The organism is Neotamlana sedimentorum (genome assembly GCF_000943565.1).
GTDB lineage: Bacteria > Bacteroidota > Bacteroidia > Flavobacteriales > Flavobacteriaceae > Neotamlana > Neotamlana sedimentorum.
On sequence record NZ_JTDW01000005.1, the window covers coordinates 450,891 to 467,334 of the forward strand.

Annotated in this window: 16 protein-coding genes; all 16 read right to left on the reverse strand. The window is 31.2% G+C overall.

Annotated features, from left to right (window positions below; genetic code table 11):
- Position 1: 1 nt before the first annotated feature.
- The 16 genes from PW52_RS09320 to PW52_RS09395 all read right to left on the reverse strand — a co-directional run bounded on the left by PW52_RS09320 (position 2) and on the right by PW52_RS09395 (position 16,434).
- Positions 2-829 carry a class I SAM-dependent methyltransferase gene (locus PW52_RS09320; protein ID WP_082050879.1) on the reverse strand — a complete coding sequence of 276 codons (828 nt, stop codon included), beginning with the start codon at positions 827-829 and terminating at the stop codon, positions 2-4.
- A gap of 7 nt (positions 830-836) precedes the next feature.
- Positions 837-1,832 carry a glycosyltransferase family 2 protein gene (locus PW52_RS09325; RefSeq protein WP_044632645.1) on the reverse strand — a complete coding sequence of 332 codons (996 nt, stop codon included), beginning with the start codon at positions 1,830-1,832 and terminating at the stop codon, positions 837-839.
- Positions 1,829-3,361, reverse strand: coding sequence for a glycosyltransferase family 2 protein (locus tag PW52_RS09330; RefSeq protein WP_044632646.1), 1,533 nt, complete (start codon positions 3,359-3,361; stop codon positions 1,829-1,831). Before PW52_RS09330 ends, PW52_RS09325 begins: the two co-directional genes overlap by 4 nt.
- A complete protein-coding gene (locus PW52_RS09335) occupies positions 3,358-4,506 on the reverse strand; it encodes a glycosyltransferase family 4 protein (RefSeq protein ID WP_044632647.1) in 1,149 nt (382 codons plus the stop codon). Before PW52_RS09335 ends, PW52_RS09330 begins: the two co-directional genes overlap by 4 nt.
- Positions 4,503-5,897 carry a glycosyltransferase family 28 protein gene (locus tag PW52_RS09340; RefSeq protein ID WP_044632648.1) on the reverse strand — a complete coding sequence of 465 codons (1,395 nt, stop codon included), beginning with the start codon at positions 5,895-5,897 and terminating at the stop codon, positions 4,503-4,505. The genes PW52_RS09335 and PW52_RS09340 overlap by 4 nt, the downstream gene beginning before the upstream one ends.
- Positions 5,890-6,723 carry a polysaccharide pyruvyl transferase family protein gene (locus tag PW52_RS09345; RefSeq protein WP_044632649.1) on the reverse strand — a complete coding sequence of 278 codons (834 nt, stop codon included), beginning with the start codon at positions 6,721-6,723 and terminating at the stop codon, positions 5,890-5,892. Before PW52_RS09345 ends, PW52_RS09340 begins: the two co-directional genes overlap by 8 nt.
- Before the next feature lies 1 nt (position 6,724).
- Entirely contained in the window at positions 6,725-7,600 is an 876-nt protein-coding gene (locus PW52_RS09350; protein WP_044632650.1) for an N-acetylneuraminate synthase family protein, read from the reverse strand.
- A 105-nt stretch (positions 7,601-7,705) separates the two neighbouring features.
- Positions 7,706-8,860: an acylneuraminate cytidylyltransferase gene (locus PW52_RS09355; protein ID WP_044632651.1), complete on the reverse strand. Its 1,155-nt coding sequence runs from the start codon at positions 8,858-8,860 to the stop codon at positions 7,706-7,708.
- Between the two features lie 57 nt (positions 8,861-8,917).
- Positions 8,918-10,057 carry a glycosyltransferase gene (locus PW52_RS09360; RefSeq protein ID WP_044632652.1) on the reverse strand — a complete coding sequence of 380 codons (1,140 nt, stop codon included), beginning with the start codon at positions 10,055-10,057 and terminating at the stop codon, positions 8,918-8,920.
- Positions 10,054-11,151, reverse strand: coding sequence for a glycosyltransferase family 2 protein (locus PW52_RS09365; RefSeq protein ID WP_044632653.1), 1,098 nt, complete (start codon positions 11,149-11,151; stop codon positions 10,054-10,056). The genes PW52_RS09360 and PW52_RS09365 overlap by 4 nt, the downstream gene beginning before the upstream one ends.
- Positions 11,152-12,072, reverse strand: a complete 921-nt coding sequence (locus tag PW52_RS09370; protein WP_044632654.1) for a glycosyltransferase — start codon at positions 12,070-12,072, stop codon at positions 11,152-11,154.
- 9 nt (positions 12,073-12,081) lie between these two features.
- Positions 12,082-12,906, reverse strand: a complete 825-nt coding sequence (locus PW52_RS09375; RefSeq protein ID WP_044632655.1) for a glycosyltransferase family 2 protein — start codon at positions 12,904-12,906, stop codon at positions 12,082-12,084.
- Between the two features lie 9 nt (positions 12,907-12,915).
- Positions 12,916-13,947 carry an acyltransferase family protein gene (locus tag PW52_RS09380; RefSeq protein ID WP_044632656.1) on the reverse strand — a complete coding sequence of 344 codons (1,032 nt, stop codon included), beginning with the start codon at positions 13,945-13,947 and terminating at the stop codon, positions 12,916-12,918.
- 2 nt (positions 13,948-13,949) lie between these two features.
- Positions 13,950-14,729, reverse strand: a complete 780-nt coding sequence (locus PW52_RS09385) for a glycosyltransferase (protein WP_044632657.1) — start codon at positions 14,727-14,729, stop codon at positions 13,950-13,952.
- A complete protein-coding gene (locus PW52_RS09390) occupies positions 14,726-15,589 on the reverse strand; it encodes a glycosyltransferase family 2 protein (protein WP_044632658.1) in 864 nt (287 codons plus the stop codon). The genes PW52_RS09385 and PW52_RS09390 overlap by 4 nt, the downstream gene beginning before the upstream one ends.
- Complete coding sequence (locus PW52_RS09395) at positions 15,586-16,434, reverse strand: glycosyltransferase family 2 protein (protein ID WP_044632659.1); 849 nt, start codon at positions 16,432-16,434, stop codon at positions 15,586-15,588. The genes PW52_RS09390 and PW52_RS09395 overlap by 4 nt, the downstream gene beginning before the upstream one ends.
- Between the last annotated feature and the right edge of the window lie 10 nt (positions 16,435-16,444).

Genomic DNA, 16,444 nt, shown 5'->3' on the forward strand with positions numbered 1-16,444 from the left:
ATTATTTTTGAGCAACAAAAAATATTGTTGATCCTTGATAAGCATTAAAAATTGCCTTGCAAACGTTTTTATAAAACTGCGACGATTTTAAATTCAAATACGGAAACCGTTTTATTTTCACCTTACAATTTTTAAAATTATAAGATTCAAAAATGGTAATAATATTACTTTTCGTAAAAAAATTTAAATGAATTGGCGGCGCGTCTTGATATAAATTATCTTTAGCACGTTCAGGATAATTTAATATTTTATTATAATTAGGAGTCGACAAAATTATCTTTCCGTTTTTATTTAACTTTTTGTACGCCAAATCCATAAATAATTTTAAATCTTGTAAATGTTCAATAACTTCCCATAACAAAATAACATCAAAAGAGTCTTCAATATCATTCATTATCTTAAAATCGGAATTAATAGTATTTAAATTTAAACTCTTAGATTTTTTATAAGCCTCCTTATCTATTTCAATCCCTAAATACTCTATATCAGCATTTTCACTTCTAATGTAGGCTCCCATTAAGCCAATACCACTTCCAATTTCTAATACCGATTTGTATTTTGAATTAAATACATGTTTTTGTAATACTCTAGACCTATTATGTCCAATTTTAATTTTTTCACCTTTCAAAAGCATATTATACTCATTCACAGAATAACTTTCGTATTTCGCTGAGTTATTATTATACAACTTATCGTAAAGTGTAACTAACTCTTCTTGAGAATATTTATCGAGGCAAAAAATCAACTTACAGTGACCGCATTTTCCTAAGTTAAATTTTTCATTTATTAAATTCACTTCATTATGGCATAATTTACAGTTCTTAAACATTATTTCATTATTTTAAAATTACTGGCTTATTAAAAATCAAACTAAACCATCCCATTATTCTACCAAATGATTCTGTTAAAGCCTGCTTTTTATCTTTTGTAGTTATTACATTAACCAGTCTAATTACTGTTAATAACAACGCGGTAGCATGCCATTTTACTCTAGCTATAAATTTAGGTTTATCATATTTTACACGCCAAACGTACCAACCATTTCTAAGCACCATTTTACCATATTTATACTTATTTGGGCGTCCTGAAACATCGTGATAATGACTTAATTGCGCCTGTGTATTTACATATAATTTGCCAAGTTTAGCTAAACGTAAACTAAAATCGGCATCTTCATAAAGACCATAACCTTCAAAATAAGTAGAAAAGGCCAACTTACTAAAAACTTCTTTTTTATAAGATGACACACCACCCATAATTAATTCAACCTCATAAATATTACCAGATGGCGGTAAAAATCCAATAGATCTGCCATGTGCAAAAGTTGGTAAAAATCCTGGTTTAGCGTCTGGTAACAATCCAAATTTTCGACGCAGTTTAAATCGCGATGGTTCGCTCCTGTTCCAACCTTCAAAATAAAACAAATCAGGATTATTTGCAGTGTTGGCTTTTTCCCAAACCACTTCATTTTTAATATAACCTCCAACTGCCAAAGCATCTGGTTTTAGTTTATAGGTACCAATTAAAGCTTCAAAATAATTAGATTCTAAAACAATATCATCGTCTAAAAAACAAATAATATCTATCTCCTTTGCTACTTGAGCTACTCCAAAATTACGTTGTTTGGTTAAACCACGATGCTTATCATCTATAAGAAAATAACTAAGGTTATTAAACTCATTATCTTTTAAAATTTGCTCCGTTTCTTTATTTATAGAACCATCAACAATTATAATTTCATTGGGATAAAGCGTTTGTTTTTTTACCGATTCCAGTAACGTTAACAAAGCCATTGGCCGCATATATGTACAAACAATTAACGAGAATTTCATTGCTTAATCTGGTTTAATTTGTTTGCCCATAATACACTTTCGCGCCATTGTTTTTTAAATGTTTTAAAATATGTTAATGGGTTTTTAAGTGATTGACTTTTATAATATTTTAAAAATAACACTAATTTATAACCTAAAAGTTGTTGCAGTGTGTTATGCTGTAATTTATAGTACATAATGGTTGGAGATGGTTTTGGGCTATATCCCTGTTTTGTCCAAATATTTATGTGCTTTTTTCTAAATCCGCCAATTGGAGCTTTTAGGTGAACAATTTCTGGTTCGGGAAAATAAATAACATCAACGCCGTTGTTTCTTAATTGCATGCCATAATCGGCATCTTCACCAAAATTAAACTCGTAAACCATTTTAAAGTACAACTCTTTTAAAGCCGTACTTTTTACCATACTACAACCAGAACCAAAAGTACTCCATTGTTTCTCATTAAAATTTTGTTTTTTATCGTTGGTTCTTAAACAAGAAAAGGTCACCGCTTTAATATTAGCTGCTTGCATTTTTTTGAGTGCCAAATCGGTAAAATTGGGTTGAATTCTAATATCGTCGTCGGCAAAAAACACATAATCCGAAACTACTTCTTTCAACGCTAAATTTCTAGCATTGCACGCCCCTGTTTTATGAATAAATTTATGACAAATTATAAATGGCCAATTTTGGTTGCTTAAATAATCGAGTTCGGAAGCACTATTTTCATCTGGGTTTTGTTCAATGATTATTACTTTTTTAGGCAAAATAGATTGCCGTTTTAAATCATTTAAAAAATCCAACAAATAAGTTTTCCTTCCTAAAGTTGGAATAATAACATCGATACTTGAAGCAGATACACTATTACTTTTTAAAACTTCTAAATCTATTTTAATCGAACCTTTTAATTGACTAACAAACAAACTTTTAAAAAATGAATAAAGCGGAAATTGCTTATTAAAAAAAGTAATATTAAACATTAAGAAGAAACTCCAAACCCATTTATAATGCTGTTTCACAAACTTAAAAAGCATGGTTTTTGATGCCTTTTTTCGCTCTTTAACTAAACCTAAGTTCAATAATAATTTTGGCTCTGAATAACAAAACAAACCGTTACTCATTCCTAATTTAGCCATGGAATTTAATGCATAACTAAACGGTGCGTCTAATTTAATTATGGATTTAAATTTTAAAACTTGTGTAGTATGAATTACTCCAACTTCACTACTCATTAACCAAGTTGGATATTTTACATTTTTATTCACTTTTAAAAACGGAGAATCTTCAACAAAACCAATTGCTTTAGGTAAATATTGAGATTTACCATAAGATAACATCATATTTTTCAAGGTAAATACATCTTGAAAAGCATCTATATTTAAGTTTTCTTTTTGCTCTATATGGCACCAAATTAGAACTCGATCTGGGAAATTTTCAGCCAATTGAAATAATACTTTGGTTGGTTTATCCGAAGGTATATCTATTGCGTTCTTCGACGACAGATCGACAACCTCAACGACATGATTTTCATTATGGAATAAACCTATCATGATTTTAAAAGCGATTTATAATAGTTTAAATTAATATCGGCAATTTTATCGATATCAAACTTTTCGGCAACCTTAACTCTTGCCTTTGCTCCTATTCTTCTACATAAATCTTCATTATGAAGTAATTCTGATATTTTTTCGGCATACAAATCGGTTTCTTTTGGATGGATTAAAAACCCACTTTCACCATCATCAATTAATTCTTGGGCCCAACCAATGCTTGTATTTACCACAGGTTTTTGTAATGCCATAGCTTCAATAGTTACCATACCTAAAGTTTCGGCAAAGCTTGGAAACACACAAACGTGAGCCTGTTTAATTTGCTGTTGCACGTCGTTATACGGCACTTTTCCTAAATAATTAACACGATTTTTAGCCTTATCAGAAAACAATTTCTCCATTAAACTATAGGTGGATTTTTGCCCTGTTTTAATATCGGCACTATCGCTCCCAATTAAAACTAATTGTGCTTCTGGGTTTTGTTCTACTACCTTATTAAAAATTTTCGCCAACTCGAAAACGCCTTTTTTCCTAATAATAGTTCCTATATATAAAATAATGTTTTCCTTAAAGTCAAGAGGGCGTTTATTAACGAAGTTATTTAATTGAAGTCCATAATGAATCGTTTTTATTTTAGAGGGTTTAAGTCCGAAAATTTTACGCGTTTCTTCACCTGCAAAATTTGTAGGCGCTATGTAAGCGTCTGCTTTTCTTATAGCTTGTTTTTCAAAAACAAAGTTTTTAAACTTTTGTTGTCTTCCTTCTAATTTACAGAAGTAGGCATCGCTTCCGTGAAAACGAATAACTAATGGCACTTTAAAACTCATAAAAGCGGTAATTCCTGTCCAATCTGGTGCTTCTAATACAGAAATCTGTTTTTCTGATACTATTTTATTGATTTGATTTTGAATGTATTTACGATTGAAATACCAACCTAAATAAGAAAATTTCTTTTTTGCAATACAATGAATTTCAACACCATTATGATTAAAAACTTCTGAAACATTTTGATTGTAAACTAGCACATAAACAGCAACACCTTTTTTAACTAATGCCATAGCAAGGTTTTTTATGCTTGTGCCAATTCCTGCAGCATGAGCAATTTTTTCGTGCGGATATTCGGGTGTTATAAAACCTATTTTCATTTTAAAATCGCTTCAAGTGTGTTCCAAATAGTTTCTGAAGCTTTTGTAGGTTGTTTTCCTGCTACAATTTTAAACCACTCTGTTCCTTCTTCTACATTCGATAATTTACCATCTAAAATCTGCTGCACGATACTTTCTAAATCTTTTTTATCGGTACAAATAACGGCAGCTTTATCGCTTGGCATACTTCGAAAATGAACGTATTTGTAATTCTGGCCAATATCTCGAATGCCTTTTTTTAGCTGCGGTTGCTCATAATTATAATAAATACAAGGTTTATTATGAGCCACAAAATCGAATACTGTAGACGAGCATACATTGGTTACAAACTCGCTATGTTCGCAAACATTGTAAAGCATTTTAAAATCTTCGGGCGTTGGTAAAATTTGGTTCCATTGGCTACCAACTTGCTGCCAAATGGGGTCGATTACCTCAATAATATCTTTATTCGCTTTAATTACAGCATCGTATCGTGATGTAAAATCAACAGGGCATTTTCTGTAAATTACCCCTAAATTATACCCTTTACTATTTAAACTTCTACATGCATTTGCTAAATCCTCAAGGTAATATTGATCGAGTGGCGATGTGGTTTCATCGTCTCCAGAATAGCAAATATATTTTTTATTAATATCTAAATTATGCTCAGCAAAAAAAACCTCTTTAGTTTGTTTTAACGACGCATCGAAATGTGGTTCGAACTGTGGCGTACCCGTTACAAACACTTGTTCTTCTTTTACAAACGGATAATATTTAAGCTGTTCCGTTTTCATTAAATCGCTCCAAACACAGTAATAATCAGTTTCAACAACTTGCATCGCTTTTGGTACGTTATCCCAAGAATATACAAAAGCCACCGTTGGAATTCCTAAATCTTTAGCAGCTAAAAGTGCACTAATAGATTGTGTGGCGCGTTGGGTTGTACAAAACACCAAATCTGGTTTATGTTCTTGTAACTGTTTTTTACAATACGCATATTTTGATGTTGAACGCTCTAACTTATTTATTTTTTCCCGTAATTGAGTTATCCCTTTTGGAGATGAATATTTCCCGACTAACCATTTGGTAAACAAACTACGGAATATATTTTTTGCTCCTTTATAGTTGAAAGGAAACTTATAAGTTGGGTAAACATTGTCATTAAATTTATCTCTCGACACATTTAATTCGGCGCGTTTTCTTGCTCTGGAATAAATGGAAAGTAATTTATGAGCGCTTTTATCTTCAATCTTAACTTCGTTAAAGCCTAAATTGTCTTTTAATGAAAATATGGTGTTATTCCAGTAAGTTATATCGAAACCTTTTTGCTCTCCTATTTTCTTAAAATCGGTGAAAGCAAAATTTCGTAAGCCTACGCCATCTGGAAAAAAAACGAATACTTTTTTAGACATTTACTTCTTTTTTAAACGGGCAAACAGCCATTAATTTATTACACAAATCATCAACTAATTCTGCATTGGGAAGCGCTTGTTTATTGGTAAACAAGTTTTCTAAATCTGGAGTGGTCATTTTAGTATTTACAATTTCAGGTTTATACGATTCAATTAAAACCGACTCGAAATAATCTTTATATTTTATATCGTCACCAAAAACATCATCAGAAAATTTTTGCCATACTGCAGGAATACCGTAAGCATGTGCTACAATAATGCCGTGTAAAGACGAGGACACAATTTTGTCGCAAGCTAAAAACTGATTTGTAGTTTCTTCAATATTGTTAGTCATTAAATCAATTAACAACACTTCCGATACATCGGAATAAAAATCCTTTACTTTATTAAAATCGTTGTAATGCGGAATGATACCAAATTTGTATTTTTTTTCAATTTTCGGATTATAATATTTTGGTAACAATAAAGCCGGATCGCCATAAACTTCTGGAACATGGTAACCTTTATCTATTAAAAAATGTCTTGTTTGCGGTCCTCGAACAGCTAAGAATTTAGCATTTTCAACTGGATATGCTTTCGATACTATGCCACTTCCCCAAACAATACAATTACTAGTTACGTTGGTTAAAATACTCCCTATTGTAACGTAAATGGGCTTAAAAAAATTCACAATTGAAAACGTTTTAGGTTTTACCCAAACCGCTTGTTTTTCAGATATTTTTTCGACTAAATATTTACCAAGCAAATCGCCATAATTTTCTTTGGCTTTGCCTTGCATTTTAATTTCGTTCCACCAAAACAATCGTATGTTTTTAGATGAACTCATGTTAACCTTTTTGATTTTTTAATTTTTCGCGTTGCACTTGTTCGATAGGCAAAATATCGGCGTTTTTAAAACTTAAAGCTTTGTAAACCGCCTTTAAATCGCGAGATAATTTTCGCATGCCCATAGGTTCTAACGACGCTGCATGGTCGGTTCCTTTCCAGGTTCTATCAAGCGTGTAATGGCGCTCAATAATGTTAGCCCCAAGGGTGTAAGCCGCAACATCGACAGCAATTCCTAAATGATGCCCAGAAAACCCAATGTGTTTAACTTGGTCTCCATATTTTTCTATAAGCAGATTAATATCTAACAGACAAACATCATCAAAAGGCACCGGATAACCCGATGTGCAATTGTAAAGTACTAAATCTTTATTACGATTGTGTTTTTTAAACAAGTTGACTAAATCTTCAATCTCTGTTTTAGTAGTCATTCCTGTTGAAATATGTAATTCGCCTTTATAATTTTCGCATAACCATGTAAGCATGGTGTCATTGTTATTACAGGCCGATGGAATTTTAATAAATTCTGGATTTAATGATGCTATTTCTTTTGCTGAAGTTAAATCCCACACCGAAGTTGAATACATGATACCGACTTCTTCGCAAAATGCTTTTAATTCTTTATGCTGATTTACATCGAACTCCAAAAATTCGCGGTGTTCTCCATAAGTTGAACCGTATGAATTTATCGGATTTGGATGCGGTGTATTGTATTGGTCTTTAGTTAATAATTCCTTATTATTTCGCTTTTGAAACTTAACGGCATCAACGTCACAAAATATTTTTGCGACTTTTATAAGCTCCTTAGCTATTTCCATATCGCCTTTATGGTTACAACCAATTTCAGCAATTACATATGGTTTTTTGTAGGTATTCATTTTGTTTTTGGTTTAAAACCTTTTATCAATCTATTACTAGATGATTCCTTGGTTAGGCTTCGACTGTACTCAGCCTGACATACTAAAATAGTTGTTTTATAAAAATTAGAATCGTTTGTTATAATTCATTATAAATCCGCAAGCTTCACGAATAGCTCCAGCTCCCGAATTATTATATAAAACCACATCGGCATGTTGTTTTACAACTGTTGTAGCGTTATTGGGTGTTAGCGACCAACCCACACTGCAAATATTGGTTAAATCGTTAACGTCGTCGCCTACATAGGCTACATTACTTATACTAATTCCTAAATCTTTAATAATGCTTTTAAGTAAAGTATATTTGTCTTTTACTCCTAAATACACATGTTTCAACTTTAATTTTTCCATGCGTTTTGCCACTAGTTCCGAGTTTTCTGAAGTCATTATCATTACGGTAACATCATACTGACGCAAAATTTCAAGTCCCATTCCATCACGCATATCAAATCCTTTAGTGTGTTCGCCATCTTTGGTATAAGTTATGGTGCCATCGGTAAAAACACCATCAACATCTAACACTAAATGCGTTATTTTTTTCGATTCTTTTTCGCGTTTTTGGCGTTCCATAAGCAATTGTTCTACCACAATCCAATCGGTTTCAGAATCTATTTCTTGCAAACTATCTTCTGGCATTTCTACCACAGCAACTTTATCGCCTATTCTATTTTTACGTTTTTGTAAAGCTTCTTTTGTTACAGTATAAACAGCGCCGTTTTCTATTAACAAGCCTTCAAAATCTTGCCTACGCGGACGATTTAATGGGTCGTAATTTAATGGTTTTCCGTTTTTATCCCACAAAAACCGATGTGTATTAACAACGGTTAATGCAGAATCGAAACCCTCATTTAATTTATTTAAGCAAGTATTAATATCATCTGCCTTTGTAAAAGGCGACGTAGCTTGTAATAAACAAAAAGCATCAAAATTAAAGTTAATAGCTTCAGCATATTCTAACATGGCAAATTCTGTACTTGCACTGTCGCTTGCACTATCTTCGCTTCTCAATAAGGCTTTAACTTTGTTGGTCCAGGTATATTCCTTTTCAATAAAAGAAATAATATCTTTGTCGTCGGTGTAAACAACAACTTCATCTAAATTAGAAAAAATTGCTTCGCCTAAAACCCATGTAAACAAGGGCCGCCCAACCATTTTCCTTTTATTTTTATTTGGAATACCTTTTGATCCTTTACGGAGTGGTATAAAACCAATGCTTTTCATAAAATTCGATTTTCACTATTATGCTAAAATACTGTTTGTTTTTAAAAGTATAAACAATTAGGGTGCTATTGAGGCGTATTTTTGTAAAACCGACCACCTAATGGTTTCTCTATCTAATTTTTGCTTTAATTCTTCCTGATTAATTATGTAAGCAGTATTTATTAACTCTGAGTTTATTAAAGCGTTTGCAAGTAGTTTTTCAATTTCTAAGGGATTTTCACAATCGTTAATTAACAGTCCATTTTTATTAGGTGTTATAATTTCTGAAGTTGCATTTCCAGGATTAGATTGTATTGGAAAAGCGCCCATAATTATTGCTTCTAGCAAGGTATTTGGCATACCATCGGAATTACTATTCCCTATATAAATTAAGGCTTTCCCCATAAGCTCAACTACATTTTCATGATTTATACGACCTAAAACTTGTAAATTCTCCCAGTTTTTTAAATTGGAATTCTCTACAAACTGAAACACCTCGTTGGGCGCACCAAACACAATAATTTTATAGTGTTTTAATTGTTCTTGCAGATTTATTATGGCTTTTAAAACCGTAATTGCGCGACCAGAACGCCCTTGAAAACCTTTTATTAAAATGGTTTTTCGCTTATTGATAGGTAAATGGAATTTTTGTACATGCTTTAAATTAAAACCACCACCACCTGGAAAAATGCCTAAAAATTCACCATTAAATCCGTACTGTTTTGCTATTTCATAATCGCGATTACAATCGGTAAACAAATAATTTACACGCGGTAAAACTTGTTTTATATTTTTTAAATAAGATGGGTTATTTTGAAAATAGTACAAATCGCTTCCCCAAGATGAATATACCCATTTTTGGTTTTTATGCTTCATCATGACTTCATAAATAGGTGAACATGCCAAGTAAATAGCAAAACTATGCACCACATCAGGTTTTACTTCATTTAAATACTTTTCAAACTCTGAAGCTGTGTTTTTCTCATTAAACCTTTGAATAAAATTATAAATTTCAGAAAACTGCTTTTTTAAAAATACACGCCCCGGATACCGGTAATTTAGTTTCCAATTAACACGTTGTTGCACCCAATTCAGCCTCTTTACAGGAGCACTCATACCTGTAATATCGAACCAAAACACCTCATGGCCAGCATTTTTTAATTGGTCTGTCCATCTAAAAAAGTGTAAAGTTGGTATAGAAACCATTAATATTTTCATGCTTCGCAATACATGGTTAGCTCAATTTGGTTTTCTGTTCGATCAAATTGATATTTATAAGGATTATTTCTAAACTTAGTAATTATTTCTTCTAAAATGATATTATTTATGGTTTCCATGGCTAATACGGGAATGCTTTTTTTACCCAATAGTTTCTTCATATTATTTTTTAGCTTTTCCCTGGAAGAAAAATCGGTTATTTTAAGCTGAATAACTCCATCTTTAATATTATGAAGATGCGCTAAAAAGGCTTTTAGTTCTAAGTTGGAAGCTTTTAAATAAAATACTTTATCGCATGCATTATTCAATTGGTTATAATGATTAGTAACAGGAAGCTTTCCCCATTCTAAATCCTGATTTACTTGGGTTCGTTTTGAAGCTTCAGTAAAATTCATATAAGCATGATTGATGCGCTCTAACTGGGAATGAAACGGATGTTTACTTAATTTACTTCTGTAGGCTTTAGGATGCCATTGATGCTTCACTAAAATCTCTTTATCATAAAAATTAACCGACAACCCTTGATTTTTCATTCGGATATGAACATCGGTATCTTCGGCTCCCCAACCATGATAAAACTCATCGTAACCATTTAGCTTTTTTAATACATCGGTTGGAAACATAGTGTTTCCTGTAACCTCATTATTACCAGGAAAATCTACTTTATAATCAATAAACTCTTTATTTAATTCAGATTCTTCTTCCGATAAAAAACCGTATAGAAAATAATGAACTTCATTGAGTTTTGCAAGTGTATTTGCCGTTTTAATAAAATCTGGATGAAACATTAAATCGATATCTCCAACCATAAAATATGGTGTCTCGCAAGCTTTTAAAGCAATGTTTATAGCGCGACACTTGTTCCATAATTGCCCTGAAACTTCACAGGACACAAAATTAATTTTAGGAAAATCTTGCAGTAATTTTTTTAAATCTTTTAAATAATTGGCATCCGAACCATAATCGACCAAAGTACACACAAAGCTCTGTTTGCTTTGCTTTTTTAAAGATGTTAAACATTGTTTTACAATGCGTAAATCTCTATTTCTGTTGGTTAACACCATTGATATGTTTTCGGTTACTGTATGCTTCATTTAAATTAACTTTACCGATTTTAAAACCGAATAAACATAAAATTTAACAAACCCAAGTTTGTTTTCTTGTTTAAATATGGTTTTCAAAAATAACGCAAAGGCTTTAAAGTATTTTTTTTCGCGATTGTATAAACTTACCAATTGTTTCTTTTTATCGTTTATACTTTTGTTAATAATAGCCTTTTTATGCAAAAAAGTATCATCCGAAGCTATATCTTCTAAAATTTTAAGATTAACAGTTTCAATATCGCTTAATGTTTTTCTAAGTTTTGCAGACACTCCAATTTCCATTCTGTAAACAGCAGTAAAATCATTTAAAAAATGAATTTTCCCTCCATTTTTTAAAACCCACAAATAGGTTGGCCAATCGCCATAAGGATATTTTAAAATCCAATTTGGTAAAGGTTCTTGCTTTGGTATATTCCTAAATAGAGTTGTTACCGACGGTAATACATTTTTAAAAATTAAATCGTTAAACTCGAAATAAGTTTTGCTATGTTCTTTTTTTTCTTCAACTAAGGTATTGTCCTTAAATAGTTTGTGATAATTGGTGCCAACAATAGCAAAATCTGGATTTGCTTCAAGAAAATCGACTTGTTTTTGTAGTTTAAATTCATCAATCCAATAATCGTCACCATCACAAATAGCTATATATTTTCCCCGACAAGCTTTAATAGTCCGCATATAATTGGCTATCAATCCAATATTTTTGTCTAAAGGAGGTAATAACTTTATTTTTGTAGGATGTGATAAAGCATACCTTTCACATATGGTTCGCGTGGCATCAGTACTGCAATCCTCTCCAATAACTAATTGATAATCAAAATCTGTTTTTTGCATCAAAACACTTTCTATACTTCGAGCTATAAATTGTTCTTGATTATAGGTAAGCATGAAAATACTAACGGTGCTATCTACCATTTAAAATTTCTAATTATGTTTAAAAATATAAAAACCAAAAAAGGTTTTACAAAATAAGTTTAATACCTTTTTTCTACCTTTTAATAGTTTCATTTTTTTTAGCGCCTCTATTTCAGATTTTAAAGTAATGAAAGAACCTTGGTGCTTTACATAAAAATCAGCATGTTTAATACTTAAATAGTTGTATAAATCCTTTTTGTCTGAAACATCCAAATTTGTATGTCTTGATTTTTCTTTTATTCTATAATAAAAACCTACGTAATCTAATTGAGATACATGGCCTCCATTTTTTAATACTGCAATCCAAAATTCCCAGTCTTCAAGACCTAATACCATATTTAGATCATAACCTCCTACACGTTCCCATTCCGTTTTTCTATAAAGCGCTGAGCAAAAAATCATGTTATATAAACCTAATTTAGAAATATCAAATACGGGTAAATTCCAAACTCCAGATTCAGAACCAAATTTTTCTGCCTTAGTATACACTACTTTAAGGGTTGGGTCTTTTAGAAATTCGTTAATAGTTAATTTCAAATAATCACTACCAATTTTATCATCGGCATCTAAAGGCAATATAAATTCTCCATCTGCTTTTGTAATTCCTAAATTACGTGCACTACATATCCCTCCGTTTTTTTTATTAATGTATTTAAAACGAATGTCTTTTGCCAACCATTCTTTAGCTATTTGTTCTGTATTATCAGGGCTACCATCATCAACAATAATACATTCCCAGTCTTGATAACTTTGATTCATTACTGACTGCAATGCATCATCCAAATACTGCGCTTGATTATAACATGGAACTATTATGGATACTAATGGGCTCATCAACTTATTTTAAACGTTTTGTTTTAATTTCAATGCCTGTTTTTCAATTAAATGCCAAGATAAAAAACCAAACCCAATTGATAAAAAAATGGAATATAGCATTAATGTATAAGTATTCATTTTAAAAAACCACATCAAGGCTTGCTGGATAGGAAAACTATAAATATAAATACCATAGGAGGCATCTCCTAATTTAGAAAAGTCTTTCAAGCCTATAAAAGGAACAAACCCTATTAATAATATTAAAAAAGGCAAAACTATATGTTTTACTAAATCATAATAATTAAAATAAAGCGAACAAAGAAAGATACTTACAGTAACAAACAAAAATGTCTTTTTATTTTTAAATGTTTCTAATTGCAAGGATGCTAACACACTGCCTGCAATGAAGAAAGTTCCTAAATTGAGTATATGTAAACCTAATAAATTCATAAAACTAGCACCGGCAAACTTAGGTAGATAAAAATTATATAGTATGTAAAAAACGAAAAAAGTTAAGATTAATACATACGAAATAATCCATTTTTTGTTTCTAATAAAAAAAAGAAAAGACAGAGCAATGTATAAGCTAAACTCGTATCTAATAGTCCAAAGGGAACCGTTTATGGAACGATATGTATTGGTATCAAAAACACCTTGTATACTCGATTGAAATCCATACAAACTTAAATTATAAGGTACATAGGTATATACTTCTTTACTTTTTAAAAAAGAAATCTCGCCAGTATAGACAAATGCTACTAAAATTAATGAAAGACATAAAACGACAACAAGTGCCGGAAAAATTCTTAAAAATCGTTTTTTATAATATATTAAAAGGCTTTTACTTCTTTGTAAACTTTGAAAAATAAAATACCCACTAATAATAAAAAAACCACTTAATCCTATTTGAGAAAAAGATAATTGCCCATTGGACAATTTATTAATCCCTGTGTTTTCTTCGTCACCTCCTGATAAGGCATAAGCATGTGAAATGACAACAAAAATTGCAAACAAAAAACGCAAAAAATCAAAATTATTATTTTTAATTCTTTTTACCATTCTTAAAATTGCTTCGGCTTATTCATAATAAATTTTATCAAATAGAAAAAACGTAAAAACGCATACTTTACTTCTACTAAAAAATGCTTGATATTGTTACTTAAACTTCCTAATAATCCTTTTAAGGCTTGAAAAAAACTAACATCTTGATGCCACAGTTGGTAATTGCCTAACACATCATTTTTAAACCTAAAAAACAATTGCTTTTTGGTTCGCTTGATGTTGTATGCAAAAATGGCTGGCACAAAATCAATATCGTAACCTGCATTTAAAACCCTTACTGTCCATTCTTTATCCTCAAAAGTTGGTACATCTTCCCTAAAAGGATGTTGCTCCCACACAGTTCTACTAAAGGCAGAACCCGAAAATATCAATCCTGATTTATTGGGATCTTGTTTTGCCGAAATGTTATTGATATAATTTTTATAATCGTTAGGTTGATGCAGGCATCGTAGTCCTGCCAAATTAGGGTTTTCTTGAAACTTTGCCTTAATCAATTTGAAAAAATCGTGACTTACAGGATACGAATGCGCACTAAAAATAACTACTATGGGGTTTTTAGCTGCTTTGGCACATATATTAGCACTTCCTCCAAAACTATACTGTTCTATAGTGACAATACGAGCATGATATTGGGTTGCTATGGATAAACTTGCATCGGTAGATAGGTTGTCTAGCACTATAATTTCATCAACATCATCGGCGTAGCGTTCTGTTAAATTTTTCAACAAAAACTGCAAAGCATCTGCTTGATTTTTATTTCTAATAACAACTGAAATCATTCTTTTTTATTTGCTTGTGACAATAATTTATAAACTATTCTAAAAGGCTTCATGACCCCTTTTCCTATTTTATATTCCAATGAATTCTTGATTTTCATTTTTCCCAAACGATGGGTTTTTATATAATAAAAAAGCACTTTGGCAGTATTATCAAAATGTTTTGTATAAAGTTCTTTGTGCTTGCGAAAAATATACTCCATACTAGCTTCAGAGTGTATGTTAACAGTATCTACCAACATTGATTTTTTAGCCTTTCTATAATAAAATAAAAATGCTTCAACAATTTGAAATTTCCAGCCTCTTTTGGTAACATTCAACCAAAATTCCCAATCTTCAAACCCTTTTTTCATGGTTTCATCGTAACCTCCTACCTCATCCCAACAAGTTCTCCTATATATTGAAGAGCACACTAATTTATTTTCAAACAATATATCTACATAATTTGAGCCCGATGCTTTACATTCCTTTATAATATTTAATTTATTTCCTACAAAAAAATATCGATAGCAAGATACAATTCCTAAATCACTATTTTTATTTAATACAGGAACTGTTTTTTTTAGATAATCTGGATGTAAAATATCATCGGCATCTAAAGGTAAAATAAATACTCCTAAACTGTTTTTTATACCAAAATTTCTTGCCGAAGATAAACCACCATTTTCTTGATATACATATTTAAATCGAGCATCCTTCTCTAGCCATTGTTTGGTTATTTGTTCTGTATTATCAGGACTTCCATCATTTACAACAATACATTCCCAATTAGTATAGGTTTGGTCCGAAACAGATTGCAAGGCTTCACTTAAATAATGAGCTTGATTATAACAGGGAACGATTATAGACACCAAAACACTCATCTTTTTACAACTTTATTTTTTAAGTAACGTAAAGGCGCAAAAAACAATGACCCTATGTTATATTCTTTTGAATTTTTCACTTTGTATATGCTATTTCTTAAAAGTGAATTTTGTCTTAATAATTGAAAAACATAAAAATCAAGATGCTTTTCATAAACTTCTTTATGTTTTAAATAGATATATTGCCTTAACTCTAAATCATGATTTTGTAACGCCTTTTGGTCTCTTGAAAACTTCTTCACCCTATAATGAGACAAGACTTCTTTTATGATATGAATAGTTCCTCCTAGTTTTAAAACAGCAATCCAAAACTCCCAATCTTCATAACCACCTACCATTTTTTCATCAAACCCTCCAACAGCTTCCCAACATATTTTTCGAAACATAGAGCTAGCTCTTGCGTTATTAATTACTATAAAATCTTTCAAATCCCCTCCCAAAGGTTCTATAATATCAATTGTTTTATCCTTCTTAAAGGTTCTGCAATAACTACTTACTGCAACAAGTTGCTTATTATCATTTAGAACCTCAACCGCCTTTTCAATAAAAGTGGGTTCATAATAATCATCGGCATCTAAGTTTAAAATATAGTCTGTTTTGGCTAGACTGATGGCTGTATTTCGAGCATGACTTACTCCTTTATTTTCCTGATAAACAATATGCACTCCAGGATGCTCAATTTGTTTTAAAACATTTCTAGTTGCTGCATTAGAGCCATCATCAACAATAATAATCTGCTCTGGTAACAATGTTTGATTGTATAAAGATTGTAATGCCTGCATAATGTATTGCCCATCATTATAACAGGGAATAATTGCAGTTACATTACTTTTTGAGTTTGTCATTGTAGTCTAA

What these genes read in the sequence shown, in the direction of transcription:
- PW52_RS09360 (WP_044632652.1), bottom strand. Translation starts at nt 10,057, where the DNA reads ATGAAAATATTAATGGTTTCTATACCAACTTTACACTTTTTTAGATGG.
- PW52_RS09390 (WP_044632658.1), bottom strand. Translation starts at nt 15,589, where the DNA reads ATGAGTGTTTTGGTGTCTATAATCGTTCCCTGTTATAATCAAGCTCAT.
- PW52_RS09370 (WP_044632654.1), bottom strand. Translation starts at nt 12,072, where the DNA reads ATGGTAGATAGCACCGTTAGTATTTTCATGCTTACCTATAATCAAGAA.
- PW52_RS09395 (WP_044632659.1), bottom strand. Translation starts at nt 16,434, where the DNA reads ATGACAAACTCAAAAAGTAATGTAACTGCAATTATTCCCTGTTATAAT.
- PW52_RS09355 (WP_044632651.1), bottom strand. Translation starts at nt 8,860, where the DNA reads ATGAAAAGCATTGGTTTTATACCACTCCGTAAAGGATCAAAAGGTATT.
- PW52_RS09325 (WP_044632645.1), bottom strand. Translation starts at nt 1,832, where the DNA reads ATGAAATTCTCGTTAATTGTTTGTACATATATGCGGCCAATGGCTTTG.
- PW52_RS09380 (WP_044632656.1), bottom strand. Translation starts at nt 13,947, where the DNA reads ATGGTAAAAAGAATTAAAAATAATAATTTTGATTTTTTGCGTTTTTTG.
- PW52_RS09385 (WP_044632657.1), bottom strand. Translation starts at nt 14,729, where the DNA reads ATGATTTCAGTTGTTATTAGAAATAAAAATCAAGCAGATGCTTTGCAG.
- PW52_RS09320 (WP_082050879.1), bottom strand. Translation starts at nt 829, where the DNA reads ATGTTTAAGAACTGTAAATTATGCCATAATGAAGTGAATTTAATAAAT.
- PW52_RS09340 (WP_044632648.1), bottom strand. Translation starts at nt 5,897, where the DNA reads ATGTCTAAAAAAGTATTCGTTTTTTTTCCAGATGGCGTAGGCTTACGA.
- PW52_RS09375 (WP_044632655.1), bottom strand. Translation starts at nt 12,906, where the DNA reads ATGAGCCCATTAGTATCCATAATAGTTCCATGTTATAATCAAGCGCAG.
- PW52_RS09345 (WP_044632649.1), bottom strand. Translation starts at nt 6,723, where the DNA reads ATGAGTTCATCTAAAAACATACGATTGTTTTGGTGGAACGAAATTAAA.
- PW52_RS09365 (WP_044632653.1), bottom strand. Translation starts at nt 11,151, where the DNA reads ATGAAGCATACAGTAACCGAAAACATATCAATGGTGTTAACCAACAGA.
- PW52_RS09350 (WP_044632650.1), bottom strand. Translation starts at nt 7,600, where the DNA reads ATGAATACCTACAAAAAACCATATGTAATTGCTGAAATTGGTTGTAAC.
- PW52_RS09330 (WP_044632646.1), bottom strand. Translation starts at nt 3,361, where the DNA reads ATGATAGGTTTATTCCATAATGAAAATCATGTCGTTGAGGTTGTCGAT.
- PW52_RS09335 (WP_044632647.1), bottom strand. Translation starts at nt 4,506, where the DNA reads ATGAAAATAGGTTTTATAACACCCGAATATCCGCACGAAAAAATTGCT.